At 37.6% G+C, this 23,703-nt stretch carries 25 protein-coding genes; 9 read left to right on the top strand and 16 right to left on the bottom strand.

Going from position 1 to position 23,703, the window contains the following annotated elements; all coding sequences use genetic code 11:
• Positions 1-270: 270 nt before the first annotated feature.
• Entirely contained in the window at positions 271-1,176 is a 906-nt protein-coding gene (locus ACZ5N5_RS08780; protein WP_109984830.1) for a DMT family transporter, read from the top strand.
• Here ACZ5N5_RS08780 and ACZ5N5_RS08775 read toward each other — a convergent pair.
• From ACZ5N5_RS08775 to ACZ5N5_RS08735, 9 genes are all read right to left on the bottom strand, one after another.
• Positions 1,173-1,904 carry an alpha/beta hydrolase gene (locus ACZ5N5_RS08775; protein ID WP_109984829.1) on the bottom strand — a complete coding sequence of 244 codons (732 nt, stop codon included), beginning with the start codon at positions 1,902-1,904 and terminating at the stop codon, positions 1,173-1,175. The two genes, ACZ5N5_RS08780 and ACZ5N5_RS08775, sit on opposite strands and share 4 nt — an antisense overlap.
• Before the next feature lie 217 nt (positions 1,905-2,121).
• Positions 2,122-2,463, bottom strand: coding sequence for a YppG family protein (locus ACZ5N5_RS08770; protein WP_054788948.1), 342 nt, complete (start codon positions 2,461-2,463; stop codon positions 2,122-2,124).
• Between the two features lie 69 nt (positions 2,464-2,532).
• Positions 2,533-2,772 (bottom strand): glutaredoxin family protein, encoded by a 240-nt coding sequence (locus tag ACZ5N5_RS08765; RefSeq protein ID WP_109984827.1) that lies wholly within the window; start codon positions 2,770-2,772, stop codon positions 2,533-2,535.
• Between the two features lie 101 nt (positions 2,773-2,873).
• The gene (locus ACZ5N5_RS08760) at positions 2,874-3,338 is read right to left on the bottom strand and encodes a MarR family winged helix-turn-helix transcriptional regulator (protein WP_464373653.1); all 465 of its coding nucleotides are present in this window, start codon (positions 3,336-3,338) and stop codon (positions 2,874-2,876) included.
• A 110-nt stretch (positions 3,339-3,448) separates the two neighbouring features.
• Complete coding sequence (locus ACZ5N5_RS08755) at positions 3,449-4,846, bottom strand: hypothetical protein (RefSeq protein ID WP_464373652.1); 1,398 nt, start codon at positions 4,844-4,846, stop codon at positions 3,449-3,451.
• Positions 4,843-5,535 carry an ABC transporter ATP-binding protein gene (locus ACZ5N5_RS08750; RefSeq protein WP_464373651.1) on the bottom strand — a complete coding sequence of 231 codons (693 nt, stop codon included), beginning with the start codon at positions 5,533-5,535 and terminating at the stop codon, positions 4,843-4,845. The genes ACZ5N5_RS08755 and ACZ5N5_RS08750 overlap by 4 nt, the downstream gene beginning before the upstream one ends.
• 101 nt (positions 5,536-5,636) lie before the next feature.
• Positions 5,637-5,957, bottom strand: coding sequence for a thioredoxin family protein (locus tag ACZ5N5_RS08745; protein ID WP_464373650.1), 321 nt, complete (start codon positions 5,955-5,957; stop codon positions 5,637-5,639).
• A gap of 70 nt (positions 5,958-6,027) precedes the next feature.
• On the bottom strand, positions 6,028-6,840 hold the full coding sequence (locus ACZ5N5_RS08740) for a DUF368 domain-containing protein (protein ID WP_277678175.1): 813 nt from the start codon (positions 6,838-6,840) through the stop codon (positions 6,028-6,030).
• Positions 6,841-6,888: 48 nt separating this feature from the next.
• A complete protein-coding gene (locus ACZ5N5_RS08735; protein ID WP_464368416.1) occupies positions 6,889-8,064 on the bottom strand; it encodes a CapA family protein in 1,176 nt (391 codons plus the stop codon).
• Positions 8,065-8,247: 183 nt separating this feature from the next.
• Here ACZ5N5_RS08735 and ACZ5N5_RS08730 point away from each other — a divergent pair, with 183 nt between their 5' ends.
• Together ACZ5N5_RS08730 and ACZ5N5_RS08725 are read left to right on the top strand one after the other, a co-directional pair.
• Complete coding sequence (locus ACZ5N5_RS08730; RefSeq protein WP_054788953.1) at positions 8,248-8,940, top strand: ABC transporter ATP-binding protein; 693 nt, start codon at positions 8,248-8,250, stop codon at positions 8,938-8,940.
• Complete coding sequence (locus ACZ5N5_RS08725; RefSeq protein ID WP_054788954.1) at positions 8,937-10,274, top strand: ABC transporter permease; 1,338 nt, start codon at positions 8,937-8,939, stop codon at positions 10,272-10,274. The genes ACZ5N5_RS08730 and ACZ5N5_RS08725 overlap by 4 nt, the downstream gene beginning before the upstream one ends.
• A 22-nt stretch (positions 10,275-10,296) precedes the next feature.
• On the opposite strand, the gene ACZ5N5_RS08720 is transcribed toward ACZ5N5_RS08725, so the two are convergent.
• From ACZ5N5_RS08720 to ACZ5N5_RS08705, 4 genes are all read right to left on the bottom strand, one after another.
• Positions 10,297-10,575 (bottom strand): YkvA family protein, encoded by a 279-nt coding sequence (locus ACZ5N5_RS08720; protein WP_464373649.1) that lies wholly within the window; start codon positions 10,573-10,575, stop codon positions 10,297-10,299.
• A 107-nt stretch (positions 10,576-10,682) separates the two neighbouring features.
• Complete coding sequence (gene typA / locus ACZ5N5_RS08715; protein WP_277678179.1) at positions 10,683-12,512, bottom strand: translational GTPase TypA; 1,830 nt, start codon at positions 12,510-12,512, stop codon at positions 10,683-10,685.
• 80 nt (positions 12,513-12,592) lie between these two features.
• Positions 12,593-13,948, bottom strand: coding sequence for a sensor histidine kinase (locus ACZ5N5_RS08710; protein WP_464373648.1), 1,356 nt, complete (start codon positions 13,946-13,948; stop codon positions 12,593-12,595).
• Positions 13,945-14,634, bottom strand: coding sequence for a response regulator transcription factor (locus ACZ5N5_RS08705; RefSeq protein ID WP_109984819.1), 690 nt, complete (start codon positions 14,632-14,634; stop codon positions 13,945-13,947). Before ACZ5N5_RS08705 ends, ACZ5N5_RS08710 begins: the two co-directional genes overlap by 4 nt.
• 242 nt (positions 14,635-14,876) lie before the next feature.
• Between ACZ5N5_RS08705 and ACZ5N5_RS08700 the strand changes: the two genes are divergently transcribed.
• Entirely contained in the window at positions 14,877-16,133 is a 1,257-nt protein-coding gene (locus ACZ5N5_RS08700) for a S1C family serine protease (RefSeq protein ID WP_464373647.1), read from the top strand.
• A gap of 32 nt (positions 16,134-16,165) precedes the next feature.
• Here ACZ5N5_RS08700 and ACZ5N5_RS08695 read toward each other — a convergent pair whose 3' ends face one another.
• Positions 16,166-16,510: a TraR/DksA C4-type zinc finger protein gene (locus ACZ5N5_RS08695; protein WP_054788956.1), complete on the bottom strand. Its 345-nt coding sequence runs from the start codon at positions 16,508-16,510 to the stop codon at positions 16,166-16,168.
• A gap of 109 nt (positions 16,511-16,619) precedes the next feature.
• Between ACZ5N5_RS08695 and ACZ5N5_RS08690 the strand changes: the two genes are divergently transcribed.
• From ACZ5N5_RS08690 to ACZ5N5_RS08670, 5 genes are all read left to right on the top strand, one after another.
• Entirely contained in the window at positions 16,620-17,489 is an 870-nt protein-coding gene (locus ACZ5N5_RS08690; RefSeq protein WP_109984817.1) for an NAD(P)-dependent oxidoreductase, read from the top strand.
• Positions 17,490-17,625: 136 nt separating this feature from the next.
• Positions 17,626-19,035: an ISLre2 family transposase gene (locus ACZ5N5_RS08685; RefSeq protein WP_464373318.1), complete on the top strand. Its 1,410-nt coding sequence runs from the start codon at positions 17,626-17,628 to the stop codon at positions 19,033-19,035.
• Positions 19,036-19,324: 289 nt separating this feature from the next.
• Positions 19,325-20,299, top strand: a complete 975-nt coding sequence (trhO, locus tag ACZ5N5_RS08680; protein ID WP_277678183.1) for an oxygen-dependent tRNA uridine(34) hydroxylase TrhO — start codon at positions 19,325-19,327, stop codon at positions 20,297-20,299.
• 97 nt (positions 20,300-20,396) lie between these two features.
• On the top strand, positions 20,397-21,047 hold the full coding sequence (locus ACZ5N5_RS08675) for a hypothetical protein (RefSeq protein ID WP_464373646.1): 651 nt from the start codon (positions 20,397-20,399) through the stop codon (positions 21,045-21,047).
• Positions 21,048-21,095: 48 nt separating this feature from the next.
• Entirely contained in the window at positions 21,096-21,575 is a 480-nt protein-coding gene (locus ACZ5N5_RS08670; RefSeq protein ID WP_054788202.1) for a glutathione peroxidase, read from the top strand.
• 429 nt (positions 21,576-22,004) lie between these two features.
• Here ACZ5N5_RS08670 and ribH read toward each other — a convergent pair whose 3' ends face one another.
• Positions 22,005-22,472, bottom strand: a complete 468-nt coding sequence (gene ribH / locus ACZ5N5_RS08665; RefSeq protein ID WP_464373645.1) for a 6,7-dimethyl-8-ribityllumazine synthase — start codon at positions 22,470-22,472, stop codon at positions 22,005-22,007.
• 1 nt (position 22,473) lies between these two features.
• On the bottom strand, positions 22,474-23,694 hold the full coding sequence (locus tag ACZ5N5_RS08660) for a bifunctional 3,4-dihydroxy-2-butanone-4-phosphate synthase/GTP cyclohydrolase II (protein ID WP_277678187.1): 1,221 nt from the start codon (positions 23,692-23,694) through the stop codon (positions 22,474-22,476).
• Positions 23,695-23,703: the final 9 nt, after the last annotated feature.

Genomic DNA, 23,703 nt, shown 5'->3' with positions numbered 1-23,703 from the left:
AGATGCACGAACGACTTTAGAGCTGTAATAAATAACAATGAAAAAAGCCTTCCTCCACATTTGGAAGAGGCTTATAATGACCATTCAATGGATTATTATATCATAACACACTCTTCTTTTTTATTCTATAAAAATTTTCCTTTTGTTTCAAACATTGCTGTTTCGGATAACAAAAACATAACAATAATACATGGATTCTTTTTTTATTTTCCATAAATATTGTTATACTATGATTATCTATAAAAAATCTGTATATCGGAAGGTGTCAGAATGGGAGACAATCAAATTTATCCATATATTGCAATTGTGATTGGCGTCATATCTCTATCAACTGCTGCAGTATTTGTTAAGTTAGCTGGGGATGTACCACCTTCCATTATCGCCAACTACCGCCTACTATTGGCGGCGTTCTTAATGCTCCCCTATGTTGTGGTTAAAAAAAGACAGGAAATAAAAATGCTAAAAAAGAAGGAATGGATTCTAACGATTTTAGCAGGAATCAGCCTTGCGATCCATTTCATTGTCTGGTTTGAATCATTACAGTATACCTCTGTTGCCAGTTCGGTCGTTTTAGTAACCTTACAACCGATTTTCGCCTTTATTGGCACTTACTTTTTCTTTCATGAGCGTTTCTCATCAGGTACCATTATTAGTATGTTTATCGCGATATTTGGCAGTATTATTATCGCATGGGGAGACGTTCAAATAGCTGGTAAAGCATTGTATGGTGATCTTTTAGCAATATTAGGCGCTATATTTATCACAGCATATTTCTTATTTGGACAAAGGGTCAGAAAAAAAGTATCAATGATGACTTATACCTGTATCGCATACTCTATCGGGGCGATTATGCTTATTATGTATAATATGATTCTAAAAAATTCGTTTTTTCACTATACTAGCTTTGAATGGAGTATATTTGTTTTCATTGCTATCATTCCAACCATTTTTGGGTTGAATCTGCTGAACTGGTCACTAAAATGGGTGAGCTCCTCTGTCATTTCTATGGGAATTGTGTTTGAACCTGTAGGTGCAGCTATTCTAGCCTATTTCCTTCTAGAGGAGACTATCACATGGTCTCAATGGTTAGGTGGTACGATTATTATTTTTGGCTTACTACTTTTTATTGCTAGTACAAGGAGAAAACGCAAAATGAAAATGACAATAACGCCTTAGCTCATTGCTAAGGCGTTTTTGGTAGTAGTAGGACGCATTAAAAAACGGTGGACTCCATCAATTACCACTTCTTTATCCTCCCCTAGGCAGATAAGATGCTTGGAGTCGTAATAATAGATGATCTCTGTTTCACCCGGAATTTCCTTATCTAAATAATGAACCGTTTTATATGGAACTAAACCGTCCTGCATTCCTTGTGCGATAAAGACTGGGCAATGAACCTTCTTCAAGTATGGCTTCGTAAACCTCATACACTTCAAAAATTCAAGAGTTGCCCTAATTGGTACAGAACCATACTTTCCCATATAGTGAACGAATAGTGGGTCTGTTTTTAGCTTTCTTTGTAAAGCTTTCTGTCCAAAGCCAATGATATCTAACGCCATTCGCGGGATGCTTATGTACTTCCTTGAAGTCGACAAAAGTACAAGCTTCTCGCAAGAATACTTTCCAGCTAAAAAAGCAGAGATCATCCCTCCCATGGAAAACCCAATTAAATAAATTTTCTCATGTCTTTTCTTTAAATCTAAATAGGCTTGTTCACATGTTTGAATCCACTCTTGGTAGGTGACTTTTGTCAATTCTAATTCCTTCCCGTTTTCACCTAAACCATGACCAGGTAATCTTGGAGAAACAATTTCCCAATCTGTCACTTGATGTAAGTGATCTGCTAATGGCTCCACCTCATATGGCCCTCCTGTAAAGCCATGAATGATAAGACAGCCACTCATCGTGAATCCTCCTTCTATTAATATGCCGTTAGTTTACCCATATGAAGGATCTTTACTCCTTTTACACTATTATCCACTATCACTAAGGAGACTTCCAACAACAGGCCTCATCCCGCTTATGATTCGCAAAAATTAATCAAGCCTTCAAACCGACAGTATGTTGTTAAAATGAAACATCCCTGTCAAGCGAATGACAAGGATTTCGGTTTGACGGATATTATAACCCCTTAAATGATTTCACAATGCTTCCAACATTTTTAACTAATGGTGAAACCTGCTGATAAGTATTCGCTAACTGATTAACGGTTTTGAAAATTTTATCAAAATCCATCTCACCGTTTTTATCCTGGAAATAGCTCAACATTGGGTTTGTTTGTTTGCCAAAAGAAAATGGTGGCATTTGTGAATTATTTTGCTGCGGCACAGGCAATAATGGTTTTTGATAAAATTGATATGGTGTATAAGAATTTTGAGAAGTATTAGGTACTGATTGGAACGGTGTGGCACCATAATAATTAGGATAATACGTGGAATGCTGTTGATTCTGCCAATTATACATACTATTCCCCCATTTCTCCATCTATGTTTTCTAATATAGGCTATGCAAATAGGGGGAAATCGGTTCAAATCAGAACCCGAGTATCCTTCTTAGTTTTTCTTTATCAAACCCCAATATCTTATGGCTGTCACCAATTAATACTGCAGGTGTAACATAAATATTTTTCTGCTGAAGTTCTTTTAAAAAAACTTTATCCTCTGAAGTATTTTTCAATGTGAAATTTACCTTGTGGTTTCTTAAAAACTCCACGAGATGATCGCACGCTTCACAATCATCACTAATATAGACTATCACATGCTGCTTCCTCATAGGTGCTCCTCCAAACTTCAAAAATCATTTTCTAGTCATTTATACCCTTTTTTCGGTTTGGATAAACGAAATAAAATGTGATAAGGAGATACTAGTCAATATTAGGATGAAAGAGCATTCGCATAAAGACCTAATTTTTTTAATAAATCTATTGCCTCTAATTTTTCTTCTTTCGATAAGCCTGCAGTAACAGCTTCAATTTGTTTCCAATGCTCTGGAAAAATATCGTTGAGTAGCTGTTCACCAGCTTCCGTTAGAGAGGCATATGTTATCCTTCGGTCAGTCGGACTCGGTATGCGCTTTACGTAATTTTTTTTCTCTAGTTTATCAACAACATATGTAATACTTCCACTAGCTAAGAGAATTTTATCTCCTATTTTTTGTAAGGGCTGATCTCCTTGGTGGTATAGTAATTCCATTACACCAAAATCTGTTATATTCAAGCCATGACCTCTAATATCTTCGGCTACTTGATCCATCAAGGCTCGATAAGCTTTTGATAAGACAACAAACAGCTTTAGGGAAGGGTCTTGTTTTTTTTCTAAATATCGTGTTCGATCATCCATCCCTTTCATCCTCTCCTCTTTATGTATATGCACGTATTATATGGAAAGATTTCACATTCGTCAATACAAAAGGAAATAATCCCCATTTTTGTATACCGAAAAGACATTACTTATATCGCTTTCTTAGGTAGAAAGCAATATAACAAAAGAATTATAACAAATATGCTTACTAAATTGTAGGCAAAACTACTAATAAGCAAGATATAAATAATGGGACTGATTAGTTGCTCTAATATGGTCGGAGTATACCATTTATCATTCATTTTTTTCACAGTTATATGAAGCTTCAACTCCAACAATACATATAATGAAGTACCATAAAGTAACAGCTGTAAAAACACCCAAATACTTAAGTGCTCTGTTATAACTAACAGGGTCGCAAGTACTACCATGATCAAGCCCATGAACACTGTCATGCGTTGTAGGTAGGCTTTTTTTATAGCTTTCATATCCCATGGTATAGCGTGCAGTAGACGATCTTTAAATCCTGCTTGAAAATAACTTGTAGACATTTTATTGAACAAAAATATAGCGATCGCTACTGAAACGCCTTGGACCAAGTCTCCTCTAAAGCTCAAGAGCACTAAGCAAATGATGCTAACACCTAATGTCTGAACAAAATATGCCTTCTCCTGACGAAAATTAATCTTCCATAGTTTACGATAAATCATTGTCTCATGATGATACGGAAATGGTAATTTCTCTTTTGCGGACCGAAAAAGAGCTGGAAGAATAGGTTTTTGTACTGGTTTCGTTTCTGTCTTACTCATTTTTTGAATAAAAAACATACTCCAAATTTTTGTATCAACGACTTCGATAACGCTTTGCCAGTTTATCTTTTCCAACCTTTTATTCCAAATTACCAAATTAAAGGAAAAGATAATAGCAAGCAAGCTATATAAAAAGCCTTCAAATGGTAAGACAAATAAATAGACAAAACGAATAATAGCAAGCATAACCGTAACAAGTAGAAAGATAATGACTTTTTTCTTTCCTTCTATTTGATATAAATACCATTGAGGTAAAAGGAGTAAACAGTTTGTTAGAATCAAGATCATCAAACATTTTAATAAGAATCCGGTTGATAAAGGTGTTAAAATAAATGCTAGCAAGAATAAACCGAAACTCCATATAACCGTCTTTAGGATCGCTTCGAAATAGGTAAAAAGCCAAACATATTGGCGTAATATAGGTAATGTTGCTGCCTTCCAATCTGCACTTGAAAAGGATATACCAGGAGAGTGAAAGGAAAGTATAATAGTACGAACCATAAGTGCTACCACCATTAACGGTATCCATTGATCGGCTAACTGTTCTATAGAGTAAAACCAATTCTCGAATTGGCTAACTGCATCATAGACCATTGCCATTAAGACAACGATATAAAAACCTATATAAATACTTATTGTCCAATCAAAGGCAACACCGAGGGCAAGGTTATAAAGCTTTTGCTTTTTCTTTATACGGTTTTTCCGCAAAAATAGAAATACACTCCACGCTTGACTCATTGAGATGTTCTCCTCGTAATCGTATCAAAATTGGCCATTTCATCATATTCCCTGATTTCGCCTTTATCGAGTAAAATATACTTGTCCGCAACTTGATTTACCCTATCAAGCTGGTGGGAAGTTAGTAAAATACTAGTACCACCCTGTGTCTTTTCTAATAATAATTGCTGTAAAGCTGCTGCTGCATGAATATCTAGGCCCATAAATGGTTCATCAATAAGTAGTAAATCTACCTCTGGCAATAAAGCGCAAATCGTTTGTACCTTTTGTCGCATTCCTTTGGAAAGTGATTCAGGATATACGTTTAATTTATCTTTAATTTCAAAAAGATTAGTAAGTTCCTCTACCTTTTGATTAAGCTTCTCTTCGGATAGTTGGTAGCTTTTTCCGTATAATTGAAAATGCTGCATCGCAGTTAACTCAGAAAGCAAAAAAGGTTCTTCAGGTATGTAAGCTATTTGCCTCTTATAGTGTAGAAATTCCTGATCTTGGTCGATACCCTGTACAGAAATATTACCCTTTTGTTTTTCTTGCCACCCCATAATCGTTTTCATCAACGTAGATTTCCCTGCACCATTATGGCCAATTAACGCAATTAATTGGCCAGTTTCAACCGTAAAGTGAATATTCTTCAAAATCGATTCTTGTCCAATGGCTACCGTAACATTTTCAACAACTAATTGACTCATGTGAGATCACCCCTAAAAGAAGTACGATTGAGCAGTTAAATAGGTTTCTTATTTTAAAGAAAAGTAAAAAACGCCAAAGCTTTTAGGCCTTGGCGTTTGAATTAATCTAATTCCTGCTGGAGAAATTCTATGACATCATCTGGTGTTTTAGTATAAGCACTGTGGCGGTGGGCAGTTTTTTCACCATTTTCAAAAATTAATAAACTCGGAATCCCCATCACTTCATACTTTTGCGCTAATCCTTCTACTTCATCACTATTAACTTGATACCAATCAAATTGATTATATTGTTCCATAATATCTCCGATAAACATATCCATTCGTTTACAATCAGGACACCAGTCTGCATAGAATTTAATGATGACTGGCTTATCTGATTGGATCACTTCATTAAATTGTTCCACTGTTTGAATTGCTTCCATATGAAAGTCTCCTTTTTTGCTCTATATGTGAAATCTAGCATGTTTATATTATTTTCGCAAATCATTTGTTTTACTTATATTCTACTCTGCCTAATAAATAAGCAAAAAGTAAACCTCCTGCAAAAGTGAGGATACAGAAAATCATCTCACCCGTATTCACTGGCCAACCTGGGAACATGACGAAGATAGAGCCGATTACCATGCCAATAACAACCGCATAGGTGGCAAATGGAAAATGGTCTAAGAAATAATGAATAATCTTACTCATCACTATTATTCCTAATAGAATGGCCACACCAACTACGCCAATGACTACTATATCTAGGTTCTTGATCGCACTTATAATCGTTGTATAGGAACCAATTACATAGAGCATAAAGGAACCACTTATACCTGGTAGAATCATGGCAGAGCTCGCTATGAAGCCAGATGCAAAAAGCCAGAGATAGGTAGATGTAGTAAAATGAGTTACTGCTTCAGGCTCACCAGTATTAAAAAAAGCCATCGAAGCGACCACTATTACCCCAACTATAATAAATAAATAATGGGGAACTTTAAAATTTACCTTTGCATTTGATTTTTGGAATAAGAAAGGTAAAACCCCTATAATGAGCCCAAGAAAAGCAAATTGTGTCTGTTTTGGATAATGTTCAAAAAGCCATTCAATCACGCCCGCTAATAGAAAAATGGCTGTTAAGACCCCTATTCCAAGCGGGATTAAAAACATCAAATGCTTTTTTAAATCCTTACTAAAAAAACCGTTAATCGCCTCAATCAAACGATCATAAATCCCGAGCAATACAGCTATTGTACCACCACTAACTCCAGGAATTACATCACTTGCTCCCATTAACAATCCTCTATAAATATTCTTCCATTCCATTCAACTATTCTCCTCTATCTTAAAATTTTATCTATCCTCGTAATCTCATTATTTTAATATGGTTAAGTCAGAAACCCATTGGGACATATGGGCTTTTATTTCATCCCATTTCACTTGATGATCAGGTAATTGTTCCTCTGTCACTTCATGAAATGGTAACACAGCGAAGTTTGTCATTCTACCACCATTCATCTCATACTGTACGAAGGTTGGTAAAAAGGCAGGAGTATGTATTCGGATCGATTCAGACTTTTGATCTACTTTCTTTTCCACCTTGAACTGGAATATTCCACCAATACGTCGGTAGAGCTTATCCTGTCCAGAAAGGAAATTTCCCAAAGAATAGGCTACTAATGTTTGGTTACCATTTTTGCCTTCGATCCAATCAATTGGCTGCAGTACATGTGGATGATGTCCTATAACCACCTCGACCCCTAAATCTGAAGCAAATTGTGCTAGCTCTTTTTGATAACCGTTAGGCATCCGTTCATATTCATTACCAAAGTGATAGCTTAACACGGTTACGTCGGCTAGCCTTTCTGCCTTTTTCACATCTGCTTTGATTCGTTGTTCGTCGATAAGATTGACTAAATAATCCTTCCCTTCTGGAACAGGGATGCCATTTGTGCCATATGTATAGCTCAGAAATGCAACAGATATATTCTCATCAGTCTCGATTACACGAATTTTCTCTCTGTCTTCTTTATCTTTGAAGCTTCCTGTGTACTTCATTCCAATTTCCTCATAGTGCGTAATAGCATTTTGAATCGCTTCTTCCCCACGATCAAGTGTATGGTTATTTGCCATTGTTACTAAATCCACACCGACTTCCTTCAGATTATCCGCTAATTCATAAGGGCTGTTAAAAGAAGGATAAGTGGACAAACCTATTTCAGCACCACCTGTAATAGTTTCTTGATTGGCGATCGTAATGGTCGAACTTTTCAAGTAGCTCTCGACGGATTGAAGCATTGGCCTAAAATCATAGCCCCCATCCACTTCTGCATCTTCATAAACCCGTGAGTGAATTAACAAATCACCAATTGCAGTAATATCAATTTCTGTCAATACAGGTGCTAACGAGGTGAATAGCTCTCCGTTTTGATTTTTTTCTGTTAATAAGCTTTTATGTTTGGAATGAGAAGCACTTTCAGGTTGGGATATTCCCATACAGCCAACCAGTAAAATAAGTACCACAATAATGGGTATAAGTCGCTTTCTCATGCTGTAAATCTCCTTTTTTGTTCAATTCTTTACTATTTTACCATATTCCTAAATTTTTTTCGTAATGCCAGCTAATTGGTCTCCACCTTTTCATAGACAATAAAATCTTTTTTTAAAAAAATGTAATACTTTTCGAATACAATTCGTCCATATTATTGAAAAGCAAAAAGAAGGGGGATCTATATGATCAAAGTACAATCATTACACCAAACATTTTTATTAGGAAAGAAAAATAATCAAACAGAGCTTAATGTACTTAAGGATATTTCCTTTGAGGTTAAAAAAGGAGATATTGCTGTTATCACAGGTAGGAGTGGGTCAGGGAAATCGACCTTGCTCAACCTTATCGGTGGCTTTATGAAACCTACACACGGTAGGATATTCATCGATGGTACAGAGGTTACAAGCTTTAGTGAAGGAGAATTTGCAGATTTTCGATTACAGCACATCGGATTTATCTTTCAAAACTTTCAGTTAATTCCTACAATGACAGCATATGAGAACATTGAACTTCCTTTAGTTTTAAAAGGGGTAGCTGAAAAGAAAAGAGAAGAATTAACCAATCAAACTCTTGGGCGTGTTGGTTTAATCGATTATAAAAATCATTATCCAAGCGAGTTATCAGGTGGACAACAACAGAGAGTAAGTATTGCAAGAGCATTAGTTATTGAACCACCCATTATTCTAGCAGATGAACCTACTGGTAGTTTAGACAGTGAAACGGAAAAGGAAATATTAGATTTCATTCAATCATTGAATCAAAAATATGGCATTACATTCGTCATTATTACACATGACAATGAGGTTGCCAGTATTGGTCATCAACAGATCCACTTACATGATGGTGAAGTATTGAAAGGAGATATTGCAATATGAATATGAAGGATAGATGGCGTTTCGTCCGCCGCAATATGAAACGAAGTAAATCAAGGATTTTTATGACTGTTTTAGCTACTGCTATGGGGGTTACATTCCTTATTGTATTAGCATCGGTAGGATTTGGACTACATAAATCTCTTGCAAAGGATATTCTAGAATCTCGTTCAGTTACCCAGCTACAGATTGGCGGGATGGAAGTAGACGGAAAATACCAACCAATAACAGATAAAGAGATAGAAGAATTAGAAAAAAAAGATGGTATGAAGGCAGTGACAAGAAGAATCAACCTGCAACAAACTCCTTTATTTCAATTGGATCAATATGAAGGAAGTGTTCAAACAGTGATGGCCCATTTCCCCTCAGAGATAGATGCGGGTCTTGAGCTTTCAGAAGGACGTTTACCAGAAAAAGAAAATGAAATTATAGTTGGCCATGACTTTGTGAAAACCCTCGTCTCTAGTGAGCAACAAGAAACAGAGGATATGTATGGTGAAGATGGAATGTTAAAAAAGGAATTTCAATATGATGGAGAAGTGATTGGCAAAGAACTTAAGATGACGGTCATGCAAACCGTTGATGGAGAGCAGAAGGAGCATACGATCCCTTTAATCATCACTGGTATTACCGAGAAGCCTGCACGTGATTGGATGATGGATCAAACCGTCTTTATATCTGATTCTATATTAAAAGAGGTCGAAGCATTTACTAAAACCGCTAGAGGTATGATTACTCAACCTGACATGCAAGGGATAGAAGAACCAGAAGGCTATGACGAGGTAAGGGGATATGCTCATAATATGGAAGAGGTGAGCGATATTTCCGAGCAATTAAAGGATCAAGGTTATTTAGTCTATTCAGCAGCGGATGAACTGAAAAGTATGGATGTTGTTTTCACTATTGCCAAGGCAGGACTCATTTTTATTGGTACAATTGCCATTATTATTGCTTCCATTGGTATTTATAATACGATGACAATGGCCGTTACGGAAAGAACCCCTGACATTGGTATCATGAAGGCTCTTGGTGCACATCCAAAGAAAATTAAACAAATTTTCTTATTAGAAAGTGGGTATATCGGTATTCTTGGTGCCGTTGTAGGAATAGCTGTAGCTTATCTAATTAGCTTCTTAGTGAATCTATTCCTTCCTGTGATTGTAGAGAACGCCTTTGATGAACAACTACCAGAAGGCTTTCAGTTCTCAGCAATCCCTTGGAGTCTGATTGCCATATCTGTTGCTATTTGTTTGTTAGTTACCATTGTTTCTGGCTTAAAACCAGCAAAACGAGCAACAAAGATAGATGTATTAAAAGCTATGCGCCGCGAGATTTAAAATGATCACCTGTGATCTCTATTTATGGAAGACTCACTTTATATTTTTCCTTTAAAGAAGCTGGGGCCATTTTGACGATTTGCTGTAAAATTAGCGTAGCTACCATTACATCATCGAGCACGCCAAAAAAGAGTAGAAAATCAGGGATTGCATCAAATGGAAATATAATATAACCTACGATCAATAGAATAGAAATCAGCTTCTTTCCTATTGTAATCTCATTTGAAATGAAAAAATCCTTAAAAAATGGAATGGACCGATGAAACTTAAATATAAACATTAAACGACGCCAAAAACGCATGATATTTCCTCCTCCTTCTTGTATTATAAATGATAGCTTAATTTATTGGTATCTATCTACTCTAGCGAAAAAACCAGCGGAGATCTTAACAATCCGCTGGTTTTTGTTTAATTAGTTTTTCTTTTTGCTGCCTTTTCCCGTTCACTCTTATTTAAAATTTTCTTACGGAGACGAATAGATTCAGGTGTTACTTCACAATACTCATCATCATTTAAGTACTGGATAGCCTCTTCTAATGATAACGTGCGTGTTTTTCGTATCGTTGCCGTTTGATCCTTTGTTGCGGATCGAACATTCGTTAAATGCTTCTCTTTTGTAATATTAACCGTAAGATCATTCTCGCGATTATGCTCCCCAACAATCATACCTGCATACACTTCTGTCCCAGGATCGACGAAGATAATGCCACGATCCTCTAAGTTCATAATTCCATAAGTGGATGCTTTACCATTTTCTAATGCGACCAGAACACCTTCACGTCTTCCGCCAACCTGACCTTTTACAAATGGCGCATATTCTTCAAAGGTATGGTTGATAATTCCATATCCTCTAGTTTGGGTCATAAACTCTGTTGCATATCCAATCAGCCCACGAGATGGTACTCGAAATTCCATTCGAACTTGTCCATTCCCATGGTTGACCATATCAACCATTTCTCCTTTACGAGTACCAAGAGATTCCATGACAGGGCCAGTATAATCCTCAGGAACATCAATCTGAACGCGTTCAATCGGCTCACATTTTACTCCATCTATTTCTTTAATAATGACCTCTGGCTTGGATAGCTGAATCTCATAGCCTTCTCTACGCATATTTTCTACCAAAATAGATAAGTGAAGCTCGCCACGTCCAGAAACTATCCATGCATCAGGAGAAGCGGTTGGATCTACTCTTAAGCTTACATCTGTTTCTAATTGGGACATTAAACGCTCTTCGATTTTTCTAGAAGTAATATGCTTACCTTCTCTTCCAGCGAAAGGACTATTGTTTACAACAAACGTCATTTGCAGGGTCGGTTCGTCAATACGAAGGGTTGGTAGTGCTTCCTGGTTCTCTATTGGACAAACCGTTTCCCCGACGTTAATGTCCTCCATCCCGGCAACTGCTATAATATCTCCCGCCTTTGCTTCTTCTATCTCTACGCGCTTTAGACCAATAAAGCCAAACAGTTTTGACACACGGAAGTTTTTGACCGTTCCATCTGTTTTCATTAAAGCTACCTGTTGCCCCACTTGAATCGTTCCTCGGAATACACGGCCAATACCGATACGTCCTAAATAATCGTTATAGTCGAGTAAGGTTACTTGAAACTGTAGTGGGTCATTTTGATTATCTATCGGTGCAGGAATATGCTCTAGTATCGTATCAAAAATCGGCTGCATTGTTTCCTCTTGAGCATCAGGTTCATAGCTGGATGTTCCGTTCAATGCAGAGGCATAGACAACAGGAAATTCTAGCTGATCATCGTCTGCACCAAGCTCAATGAATAAATCTAACACCTCATCTACTACTTCACTAGGTCGTGCATTTGGACGATCAATCTTGTTTAATACAACAACTGGACGTAGCTTTTGTTCAAGTGCTTTCTTTAAAACAAAACGGGTTTGGGGCATACAGCCTTCAAAGGCATCGACAACTAACAACACCCCATCCACCATTTTCATGATTCGTTCCACTTCACCACCAAAATCCGCATGTCCAGGCGTATCTAAAATATTTATATGTGTATCTTTATAATTAATGGCTGTATTTTTAGCTAAGATTGTAATTCCGCGTTCTTTTTCAATATCATTCGAATCCATTGCTCGCTCCGCTACTTGCTCATTTTCACGGAAGGTTCCAGAATAATGGAGCAATTGGTCTACCAAAGTTGTTTTTCCATGGTCTACGTGGGCAATGATTGCAATATTGCGAAGATCTTCTCTTACCTGCGTCATCTCATTCTCTCCTCTTAATGATGCGTTCAATAGTTTAACAACTTAATGATTATAACATAAAAGGAAGTAAATACTACAATTTAATCGGTATTTTTTTGAAAATTTACGAACCGAATTTGGAATACAGCTCCACCTTCCTCATGATTAGTTGCTCGAATACTTCCACCAGAGCGTTCTACAATTGCTCTAGCAATCGCTAAACCAAGCCCTGTTTCTCCATCTTCTCCTTTTACAAAGCGATGAAATAGTTTGGTTAACAGTTCCTCTTCAATACCCTCTCCGTCATCTCTTACTTCCATAATAACCTGTTTATTCTTAGCATAAACACTAACTTCTACTTTATGAGTCGCATGCCTAATTCCATTTGCTACAATATTCATTACTGCTTGCAGCATTTTATCATAATCAAAATAGACCATATATGGAACAGAATTCTTTAGTTCTATTAATATATTTTTTTCATTGGCAATCGGAACTGCCCGTGCCATGACTTGCTCAATGAATTCCTGTAAGTTAACTTGCTCTTCCTCATAAATATTGGCCTCACTATCGAGCTTTGCTAGCAATATAATTTCATTAATAATTTTTTTCAAACGGTTTATTTCTTCAATCATGACATTTAAACCGCGCTTTGCTTCTTCTCCTTCAAATATGCCGTCCTTAATCCCTTCAGCATATCCTTGGATGGTCATTAAAGGGGTTTTCAGCTCATGACTAGCATTCTGGAAAAAGTGTCGTTGTGTCTGTATAAAGCTATTCAATTCATTCGCCATATCTCTGAGGCTCTGCTCTACTTCTTTAATTTCTCCAGTTGCTTTGATTTCTTCCATCTCACTAAAATTTCTCTTTTCGATTTTCTTTAACTGATGCCTTAACTTTGTCAATGGTGTGACTAACTTCGTTGTTAAATAGTGACTAAGAAGCACAGCGACCGCGATTCCAATGAAAAAGATTAAGAGCAGCCTTTCCATTATAATTTGTCTAACTTCTTGTAGGTCATCCAATGGTGTTAATAATACCAAGTGCTGAGTAGATACAGCACCATAAAAGGGGATAATCGATACAACGTATTTTTCGTTACCGTTTTGCCATAATGGTTGTTCCGCCTTGTCCATATCATAGCGGTCCACCCATTTTTCAATCACTTGAAGATCTGCTATTGAAGTAAAAATGATTTGGTCTGAACCTTCGTCATACGCAAAAACCTGCAAGCTATATTTATCTAACATTTCTGCTAAACGCTGTACATTATACGTACTGTTTAAATCTTCATATAGTAAAAAATTTACGATTAATTCCCCTTTATCCTCTAATTGGCGTTGTTCATCCTGAATTAACATTTGAAGCATTTGAGAATAGAGGGTGATTCCCGTTACCGTCATGATGACAATTAAAAGAGTTGTAAATGCTATCGTTAATTGGTATTGAAGCTTCATGATTGCTCCTCATCAATATGCAATCGATAACCATAGCCCCAGACGGTTTCCACTGGTAGCCCTTCTAATTTTTTTCTAAGCCTTTTTACAAGATCATCGACGGCTCTATCACTGCCAAAATAATCCTCTCCCCAAACTAAGGAGAGCAGCTCTTCTCGAGCAAAAGCACGATTAGGCCTTTTAGCAAAGATTTCAAGCATATCAAATTCCTTTGTGGTTACATCTATTTCTTGATCCCTCCAGAACACCTGTCTTGCAGCTTGGTCCATCTTCAAATCATCGATCTCCACAGTATTCGTTTTTTTCTGAACCATAGGACTATTCTCTAAGCGTTTAAATAATCGCTTTACTCGTGCAACTAATTCCCTTGGACTAAATGGTTTCGTGAGATAATCATCACTTCCTAGCTCCAATCCAAGAATCTTATCAACCTCTTCATCTTTTGCTGAAATAATGATAATAGGTACTTCACTTCTTGCACGAATTTTCTTACATAATTCATAACCATCCATCCCTGGTAGCATAATATCCAATATCCACATGTTAGGCTGTTGCTTTTTCGCATTTTCCCATGCGTCCTCTGCTGTTTCCATCATGGTTACTTGATAGCCTTCTTTTATTAAATACGCTTTTACGATATCCCGAATATTAGGATCATCCTCCACGATATATATATGCTGGTTCAAGATGCAACCACCTTTCTAATAACAGATTAATTTTTGGGTTTTGGGGTATAAAGTACATAGAGCCCCTATAAAGGAATATATCATTAACTTATTTTCGCACATTCTCTAAAAAAAATTAAGTGACGGTTTTCTGCTATTCTTACACAGATTTTCTACATTTGTCACATGATTGTTCCGTAACTCTCTTTTATAATAAGGTTACAATCCAAAAATAATCAACTGAACAGAAAGGTGGGAACACAATGGATGAAAACGAAAAGCAAGAAATAAATGAAGTAAAAACCGAAAATAGCAATCATAAATCGAAGGATAAAAATTTTGGCGGCATGCTACTCAGTGGTATTGCAGGGGGATTAATTGTTGCCCTTTTTAGTGGTGGTATCTTCCTATCTATACTAAATGATGAGGATAACCAAGCACAATCTGCACAAACAGAACAAGATATAAGTGAAGAAACACAACAGGAAACGAACGAGAATAAAGAATCTGTTCCAACATCCAATGTATCAAATGAAAACATCGACTCCTTGAGTGAAGCAATTAATCGAGTATCAGATGCTGTCGTAGGGGTATCTAATATACAACAAACGAGTTTGTGGGAGGAAACGGATGCAGCTGGTACTGGTTCTGGAGTAGTCTATAAAAAAGAAGGAGAATATGCATACGTCGTTACCAATAATCATGTTGTCGAAGGAGCTCAAGAAGTAGAGGTTATTCTTACTAATGGGGAGAAGGTTCCAGCAGATGTTCTTGGTAAAGACTCTCTAACAGATTTGGCGGTACTACGAATATCCAGTGAGCAAGTAGAAACTGTTGCCCCACTCGGCTCATCAGGAGAACTAACAGTTGGGGAAACAGCTATTGCAATCGGTAACCCATTAGGAACAGAATTCGCGGGCTCTGTAACAAGGGGTATCATTAGTGGACTAGAACGTGCCGTTGATGTTGACTTAAACCAGGATGGTTCTCCAGATTGGACAACTCAGGTTATTCAAACAGATGCTGCCATCAATCCAGGAAACAGTGGTGGTGCTTTAATTAATTCCGATGGTGAAGTAATTGGTATTAATTCAATGAAAATCGCCTTAGATGCTGTGGAAGGGATTGGATTTGCGATCCCAATTGATGATGCTAAGCCAGTAATCGAGCAATTAGAAACAGATGGAGAGGTTACTCGCCCATTCATCGGTATTAGTGCCGTTGATTTAAATACCGTGCCAGAACAGCATAAACAGGGAACATTGAATTTAGATGAAGATGTCGAAAATGGAGTAGTCTTAGCAAAGGTTCAAGTTGGATCGCCAGCAGAAGAAGCAGGCTTACAAAAATATGATGTCATTACGAAAATTAATGATAAAGAAATTACGTCCATGCTTGAATTAAAAACTTATTTGTATAACAATACAAACATTGGTGATGAAATCAACATAACGTACTATCGTGATGGTAAAGAGGATACGACTACACTGAAGCTAGCCGAACAAGAAGAGCAACAGTAATCAAAGAAAAATCCGAGCAGTGCTCGGATTTTTTATTTTCCATGCTCAAAGCAATAACGAGTAGTTGGTGCTGCAAGAAGTCTTTCTTCCTTGATCTTTCTCCCACATTCCTGACAAAGGTCATATGTCACGTCTTTCATAGCTTGTAGCGCTTGGTCAATTTCCTCTAATTCTTGCTTCTTCCGTTCATTTAACGTAATTTCTTTTTCTCTTTCAAACAATTCTGTTCCCATATCTGCTGGATGGTTGTCGAAGGTGGACAATTCTCCTACAGTATCCTCTAATGATTGCTCGAGGCGATCCTCTTTATTTTCAAGTAGCTCCTTCTTCCTTTTTTCCAGCATGCTTTTACATTCCTTCCAAATATCTTGTGTCATGATTTATCTCCTCCTATTGCATATATTCCACTTTCGCTATCATAAAAAACATTATTGTAGCGGCCATCCCACCATGATAAAGTAGAAGAAAAAGGAGATGGAATGCTCAATGAACAAAACGATTGGTTTTATTGGTATTGGTGTGATGGGAAAAAGTATGGCGAGGAATTTAATGCAGGAAGGCTACCATGTACAGATTTTCACAAGAACAAAAGAAAAAGCAAGTGATCTAGTAGAACAAGGAGCGATCTGGAAGAACAGTGTAACAGCATTATCTACATCATCAGATATCATTATTTCCATTGTTGGCTACCCTTCTGATGTAGAAGAAATTTACTTCGGAGAAAATGGGATTATCCAAAATGCAAGCACCGACACCTATATAATTGATATGACAACTTCTAATCCAAAGCTTGCCAAAAGGATTGCGGAAGCTGCAGAGGAAAAAGGGTTACACGCTCTAGATGCACCTGTCTCTGGTGGTGATATCGGCGCAAGGAATGGCTCACTAGCGATTATGGTAGGTGGGAAACAGAAAGACTTTGATGCCATGCTACCTATTTTTGAAATAATGGGAGAAAACATTGTTCTTCAAGGTCCAGCAGGTGCTGGCCAGCATACGAAAATGGCTAATCAAATCACAATTGCTTCCAACATGATTGGTGTAACAGAAGCGATAATGTACGCGAAAAAAGCTGGACTAGATCCTACTCGAGTATTAGAAAGTATTTCAACAGGGGCAGCAGGGAGCTGGTCGTTATCCAACCTAGCACCTCGAATGATTAACGGGGATGATCAACCAGGATTTTACATCAAGCATTTTATTAAAGATATGAAAATTGCGCTTGAGTCTGCTAAGGAAATGGATTTAACCACTCCAGGACTTGAATTATCGTTAAAGCTGTATACAGAGCTAGAGCAAGCTGGAGAAGGCGACAAAGGAACGCAAGCATTGATGAAGTGGTTTGAGCAAGGATAATGTGGAGTATGACTCCTCCGTATGTGTAAAATAGTTCTCGGTGGTATTTCTACAAAATCCTAGCCAAAAAAGAAGAGGCACTCTATCATAAATGTATGCCTACCAGAGCAAATACATCGTAGAAAGAGGCCTCTTCATGAATACTATTATATCAAAATTATACAGATTAATACACCAAACAGATAATTTAATTGATTTCGAGGAAAGTGTTCGTACCTTGATGTATGAGTTGTTTGCGTCCTTGTTGGGGGACGTATTCACCAATATGAACACTGTCATTGTGAAGAAAAAACAAGCGGAAGGCTGGAGGGTTGAAAGAAATGACGAAAGGGAAATTCAATTCACTTTTGGTGGAGTGAGATTTACACATACGCTTATGCATGATTTAGAAGGTCATTCCCACTATCCTTTTGATGAATGGATTGGATTTAAAAAGTACAAGCGTAGAAGTCCTTTTGTAGAAGTAAAGGTTGCCGAAATGGCCGCTGAAAGTACCTACAGAGAAGTGGCTCATGTACTGAAGGAGTGGACAGCTGTAGATATTAGTCACGCAACGGTTGGAACGATTGTGAGAGAGGTTGGGAGAGCACAAGCTATAGCGGATAAGGACATGGTCATTGATTTAGAGGATTCCGCTGAATTGCCAGAAGGTGAAAAAGTTGAGTTTCTTTATGCAGAAGCTGATGGGGTATTCGTTAGGGGAACGGAAAAGAAAAAGAGTCACGAGGTAAGCCATGCGATTATTTACGAAGGCTGGGATAAGAGTGGGAAACGCGTATCTTTGCGTAATCAGAAAGTGCTTATGACAACCAAACCAACCTCGGAATTTTGGAAAGAAGTTCAGGCACTTACTGCCAATCATTATTCTTTGGAAAAGACACGAGTTGTAACGAATAGTGATGGTGGAGCCGGTTACACAGCTGAGAAGTTTCAAGAAGCCTTTTCCCAGTCAGAATATCCTGTTCTAAACCAACTAGACCCTTACCATGTATTCCAAGGGCTTAATCGAGCACTTGGTGCCAAACAGAGTGACTATAAAACGGAATTACGAAAAGCGTTAGAGAATCATGACTTAGAGCATTTTAACTTATGGCTGGATACTTACGAAAGCACGCTTGAAGACTCCAAAAAAACCGAAAAAGTTAAGGTGTTTCGTACGTATATCTTGAACAATTGGGATCGTATTTTGAATTGGAAAAAGCGTATAGATAATCCTCCAGAAGACGCAAGAAATCTAGGTGCGATGGAATCGAATCAGCGACGTGTTACTTACCGTATGAAGAAACGAGGCATGCATTGGAGTTCAGAGGGCGCAGAGGCGATGGTAAAGGTAAAACAAGGCATACTAAACGGCACCTTACGAGAAGTTTATCTTGCGGATCTTAAACGAAGTGCAAGAAAGCAACGAGAAGTGAAGAAGGTTGTCCGCATGTCTTCTTATTTGCATCAACCTACACGCCCGTCGATGGGTGCTAAGCAAGGCGTAATCGGTGTGTATGCACCTCATTCATCCGCCATAGGAAAGCTAGCTAAAAGTTTTAGATAACCATCCTGGCATTTTAAGTTAGGTTCTTGGTCTTTAGAACGTAACTTAAAATGACGGGGAACCAAGCGAAGACATTCGCGCGGTAGCTGGAAAAGCGTACAAATTTAGAGTGCCAGAAATACTGGGATGAATAGGGTACCGAGAAAAGTTTGACACAAACGACTCCTCCTACTAGCATTGTGAAGAGAGAAAAAACATGATAGAATAAAGTGTTGCAAGATAATAAAAGTATAAACCAACCTAAACACATTTATATCTTGCAAATATGAATTGATAGGTGGTAGAAAGAATGGAAAAAAAGGAAAAGTACCAAGTATTATTGTACTATCACTATGTAGATTTGGAGGATCCAGAAGGCTATGCAAGTGAGCACTTAAAGTTCTGTAAGGAATTAGGACTTAAAGGCCGTATTCTCATTGCACATGAAGGTATTAATGGAACAGTTTCCGGTACCGTCGAGCAAACGAATACGTATATGGAGACAATGCATAATGATCCTCGATTTAAGGACATGGTGTTTAAAGTAGATGAAGCAGATGGACATGCCTTCAAAAAAATGCACGTTAGACCTCGCCCAGAGTTAGTTACCCTACGTCTTGAAGAGGATATTAATCCAAGAGAGACAACTGGAAAATATTTGTCACCACAAGAATTTTATGAAGCTATGCGTGATGAGAATACAGTAGTCTTAGATGCTCGTAACGATTATGAATATGAGCTAGGTCATTTCCGTGGAGCGATTAGACCTGATATCGAAACATTTCGAGAGCTTCCTAAATGGGTGGAGGAAAACAAAGATAAATTAGAAGGTAAAAAGGTTCTAACCTATTGTACTGGTGGAATCCGTTGTGAAAAGTTCTCTGGTTGGCTTGTAAAACAAGGATTTGAGGATGTCGGACAATTACATGGCGGTATCGTAACGTATGGTAAAGATCCAGAAGTTCAAGGGGAGCTTTGGGATGGACAGCTTTACGTATTTGATGAACGTATTTCTGTACCAGTAAATCGCAAAGAACATGTCGTTGTTGGAAAGGATTATTTTGACGGGGAACCTTGTGAACGCTATGTGAATTGCGCAAATCCTGAATGTAATCGACAAATGCTATGCTCAGAAGAAAATGAACACAAATATATGCGCGGCTGTTCTCATGAATGCCGTACCCATCCTCGTAATTTATATATCGCGGAACATAACCTAACAGAGGAAGAAATCCAAGCACGCCTTGATCGTATTGCCGAAGAAGATGGGGTTACACAAGAATAATAGTCTGAAAGATGTTTCCTTTTTAATGAAAGGAAGCATCTTTTTTCTTATTTGGTTATAATAATGACAGTAACGAAATAAGAAAAGTGGTGATATGATGGATCTCTATTTATATGCATTACTAACGTTTTTTTATGTAGTGTTATGGATTGTTGTGATACGTCAAGCGCAATGGATTGGATGGGGATCGCTGCTAAATGTTATTCTCCTAGTTATTGTTGGTTTAATCTATGACAATGGAATACTAACAGTAGGGCGTTTCATTGGAGAAAGTAGTTGGTTGGAGAAATGGAATGAATTAAGATATTGGCTCCATGCATTCTTTACACCACTTCTTGTGTTATATTCATATGCAGTTTTAAAAAGGATAAACGTTCATTTTGCTCAACATTCCCTTGCCAAATTAGCGACTTTTCTGATCACAGCTTGTTTAATTTTAGCGGAAATAATTGGTATACTAACGATTGATTTAGAGCCAGTATGGGAATATGGCATTCTCAGTTATCAAGAGACAGAGGATCGATTGCCGATTATGGTTATTGCAATTAGTATCATCCTACTTTTAACCTCTATTATTGTTTGGCGAAAAACTGGATTCTATCTTTTCTTTGTTGGTTGCTTGATTATTAGTGTTACCAGCATTGTTCAATTACCTATCCCCACAAAGGCAATGACGAATATAGGTGAAGCAATATTGCTACTTTCTCTCGTTTTAACGAATTACTATCTGTTTAGAACTTCTGATTAAACAATTTTTGCTTCCTTATGCTAATCTTATAGTAAGGAGGCTTTTTTTATGTCTATATATGATTTCAAGGTTGAAACAGTAAAGGGAAAAGAAAAGGAATTAGCTGAGTTTCAAGCGAAGGCAGTACTTATCGTCAATACAGCAAGTAAGTGTGGCTTCACCCCTCAGTTCGATGGTCTAGAAAAGCTATATCAGAAGTATAAGGAAGAAGGATTAGAGATACTAGGCTTTCCTTGCAATCAATTCATGAATCAAGAGCCTGGTTCGAGTGAAGAGGCAGAGGAATTCTGTCGATTAAACTTTGGAGTTTCCTTCCCAATGTTTGCCAAAATTAATGTTCGCGGCAAAGATGCACATCCATTATATAAGTATTTAACGAAAGAGGCTCCAGGCATCGTGTCTGACCAAATCAAATGGAATTTCACAAAATTTCTCATCGATCAAGATGGCAATGTAGTAAAACGATATGCTCCAAAAACAGAACCAGAGAAGATAGAAGATGATATTAAAACATTACTTAATAAGTGAGTTGTATGAGTTTTTGTCAAAGGGGAATTGGTGATTCCTCTTTGGCGCTGTAAATTTCATATCGAAAGTGAAAGCAGATGTAAAGTGATTGGGGTGAACCAATTATATATTGGACAGATATGGGTTCGTCACCATTTATTCTGTCCTTTATCTGATTTTATTGGACACCTCTAGACGCAGCACCATGCATTTTGTCCGATATCCGATTATATTCGACACCTCTAGATGCAGCACCACGTATTTTGTCCGATATCTGATTTTATTGGACACTTCTAGATGCAGCACCACGCATTTTGTCCGATATCCGATTATATTCGACACCTCTAGATGCGATACCTCCCATTTTCTCCGATATCCAAAATGTGCGTTTTTTCAAACGTATAAAAAAGTGTGACGAGATTGATTTACCCGCCACACTGCCATTGTGCTCTATTCAATATCTTTCAACAGATTAGCCATTTCAATTGCTGATATCGCTGCTTCTGCTCCTTTGTTTCCTGCTTTTGTTCCTGCACGTTCGATTGCTTGCTCGATGGTGTCAGTAGTTAGAACACCAAAAATGACTGGGATTCCTGCATCCATAGAAACACTTGCTACCCCTTTTGACACTTCATTGCTCACATAATCAAAGTGTGGCGTAGAGCCCCGAATAACCGTTCCTAATGTAACTACGGCATCATATTTACCCGTTTCTACCATTTTTTTCGCGACAAGCGGAATCTCAAATGCTCCTGGAACCCAAGCTACTTCTACATCTTCTTCAGCAACACCGTGTCTTCTAAATGCATCTTCTGCACCACTTAGCAGTTTCCCGGTAATAAATTCATTAAATCTTCCTACAACGATACCAACCTTTAAACCTGTACCAACTAAATTACCTTCATATATTTTCCCCATGTTAAATTCCTCCCCCATCTCGGTTACTTTCAATGTGTAATAAATGATCAAGCTTTTCTACTTTCGTTTGTAAATATTTTTCATTATTCTTATTAGCGGGTATTTCAATCGCTTTTCGTGCTACTAATTCTAAACCATATTCCTTCATGCTTGAAAGCTTGCGAGGATTATTTGTTAATAAATGAATTTTCCCGACACCTAAATCTCTTAAAATTTGAACACTTATGGCATAATCGCGAAGATCATCTGGAAAGCCTAGCTGATGGTTTGCTTCCACTGTATCGTAGCCTTCCTCTTGAAGCTTGTATGCCTTCATTTTATTAATTAACCCAATGCCTCGGCCCTCTTGGCGCATATACACTAACACACCGCGTCCTGCTTTTTCGATTTCTTCTAACGCTTTTTTAAGCTGTGGGCCACAGTCACATCGCTGCGAACCAAATGCATCACCTGTTAAACATTCAGAGTGGACACGGACAAGGGTTGGCTCATCAGGTGTTAATTCCCCTTTATATAAGGCGACATGCTCCTTACCAGTATATTTTTCTGTATAAGCAACAAGCTTAAATTCACCATAAGCTGTTGGCATATTTACTTCTGTTTCTTTCGTGATTAATTTATCATATCTCTTTCGGTATTGAATCAACTCTTGAATGGAGACCATTGGCATACTGTGGATTTCAGCAATTTTTTCTAAATCATCCTGTCTAGCCATAGTGCCATCTTCATTCATAATTTCGCAAATAACTGCAACCGGTTTTGAATTGGATAAACGGGCTAAGTCAATGGCTGCCTCGGTATGTCCAGATCGTTCCAAAACTCCTGCATTTTTTGCAATTAAAGGAAATACATGCCCTGGACGTTTGAAGTCATAAGCAGTCGTTGTTTCATCGACTAACTTTTCAATCGTTAACGATCTTTCATGAGCGCTAATCCCTGTATGAGTGGTATGATAATCAATGCTCACTGTAAAATTGGTGCCATGATCATCTGTATTACGTGCTACCATTGCACCTAATTGGAAACGATCGGCATAATTTTGGGACATAGGTGTGCAAATCAATCCACGTCCTTCTTTTGCCATAAAATTAATAATTTCAGGTGTTACTTTTTCCGCTAGTGCAACAAAATCTCCTTCATTCTCACGGTCTTCATCATCTACAACGATCACAATTTCACCTTTTTTTAATGCTTCTATTGCTTCATCTACTGAATGTTTCATTATTGGCCC

Source organism: Gracilibacillus sp. JCM 18966 (genome assembly GCF_055392695.1).
Note: the sequence above shows the minus strand (reverse complement) of the source record. Positions and strands in the feature narration are given on the sequence as shown.

What these genes read in the sequence shown, in the direction of transcription:
- typA (WP_277678179.1), bottom strand. Translation starts at nt 12,512, where the DNA reads ATGACGCAGGTAAGAGAAGATCTTCGCAATATTGCAATCATTGCCCAC.
- ACZ5N5_RS08710 (WP_464373648.1), bottom strand. Translation starts at nt 13,948, where the DNA reads ATGAAGCTTCAATACCAATTAACGATAGCATTTACAACTCTTTTAATT.
- ACZ5N5_RS08745 (WP_464373650.1), bottom strand. Translation starts at nt 5,957, where the DNA reads ATGGAAGCAATTCAAACAGTGGAACAATTTAATGAAGTGATCCAATCA.
- ACZ5N5_RS08755 (WP_464373652.1), bottom strand. Translation starts at nt 4,846, where the DNA reads ATGAGTCAAGCGTGGAGTGTATTTCTATTTTTGCGGAAAAACCGTATA.
- ACZ5N5_RS08765 (WP_109984827.1), bottom strand. Translation starts at nt 2,772, where the DNA reads ATGAGGAAGCAGCATGTGATAGTCTATATTAGTGATGATTGTGAAGCG.
- ACZ5N5_RS08730 (WP_054788953.1), top strand. Translation starts at nt 8,248, where the DNA reads ATGATCAAAGTACAATCATTACACCAAACATTTTTATTAGGAAAGAAA.
- ACZ5N5_RS08725 (WP_054788954.1), top strand. Translation starts at nt 8,937, where the DNA reads ATGAATATGAAGGATAGATGGCGTTTCGTCCGCCGCAATATGAAACGA.
- ACZ5N5_RS08780 (WP_109984830.1), top strand. Translation starts at nt 271, where the DNA reads ATGGGAGACAATCAAATTTATCCATATATTGCAATTGTGATTGGCGTC.
- ACZ5N5_RS08700 (WP_464373647.1), top strand. Translation starts at nt 14,877, where the DNA reads ATGGATGAAAACGAAAAGCAAGAAATAAATGAAGTAAAAACCGAAAAT.
- ACZ5N5_RS08675 (WP_464373646.1), top strand. Translation starts at nt 20,397, where the DNA reads ATGGATCTCTATTTATATGCATTACTAACGTTTTTTTATGTAGTGTTA.
- ACZ5N5_RS08690 (WP_109984817.1), top strand. Translation starts at nt 16,620, where the DNA reads ATGAACAAAACGATTGGTTTTATTGGTATTGGTGTGATGGGAAAAAGT.
- ACZ5N5_RS08720 (WP_464373649.1), bottom strand. Translation starts at nt 10,575, where the DNA reads ATGCGTTTTTGGCGTCGTTTAATGTTTATATTTAAGTTTCATCGGTCC.
- ACZ5N5_RS08770 (WP_054788948.1), bottom strand. Translation starts at nt 2,463, where the DNA reads ATGTATAATTGGCAGAATCAACAGCATTCCACGTATTATCCTAATTAT.
- ACZ5N5_RS08695 (WP_054788956.1), bottom strand. Translation starts at nt 16,510, where the DNA reads ATGACACAAGATATTTGGAAGGAATGTAAAAGCATGCTGGAAAAAAGG.
- ACZ5N5_RS08670 (WP_054788202.1), top strand. Translation starts at nt 21,096, where the DNA reads ATGTCTATATATGATTTCAAGGTTGAAACAGTAAAGGGAAAAGAAAAG.
- ACZ5N5_RS08735 (WP_464368416.1), bottom strand. Translation starts at nt 8,064, where the DNA reads ATGAGAAAGCGACTTATACCCATTATTGTGGTACTTATTTTACTGGTT.
- trhO (WP_277678183.1), top strand. Translation starts at nt 19,325, where the DNA reads ATGGAAAAAAAGGAAAAGTACCAAGTATTATTGTACTATCACTATGTA.
- ACZ5N5_RS08775 (WP_109984829.1), bottom strand. Translation starts at nt 1,904, where the DNA reads ATGAGTGGCTGTCTTATCATTCATGGCTTTACAGGAGGGCCATATGAG.
- ACZ5N5_RS08685 (WP_464373318.1), top strand. Translation starts at nt 17,626, where the DNA reads ATGAATACTATTATATCAAAATTATACAGATTAATACACCAAACAGAT.
- ACZ5N5_RS08750 (WP_464373651.1), bottom strand. Translation starts at nt 5,535, where the DNA reads ATGAGTCAATTAGTTGTTGAAAATGTTACGGTAGCCATTGGACAAGAA.
- ACZ5N5_RS08740 (WP_277678175.1), bottom strand. Translation starts at nt 6,840, where the DNA reads ATGGAATGGAAGAATATTTATAGAGGATTGTTAATGGGAGCAAGTGAT.
- ACZ5N5_RS08660 (WP_277678187.1), bottom strand. Translation starts at nt 23,694, where the DNA reads ATGAAACATTCAGTAGATGAAGCAATAGAAGCATTAAAAAAAGGTGAA.
- ribH (WP_464373645.1), bottom strand. Translation starts at nt 22,472, where the DNA reads ATGGGGAAAATATATGAAGGTAATTTAGTTGGTACAGGTTTAAAGGTT.
- ACZ5N5_RS08760 (WP_464373653.1), bottom strand. Translation starts at nt 3,338, where the DNA reads ATGGATGATCGAACACGATATTTAGAAAAAAAACAAGACCCTTCCCTA.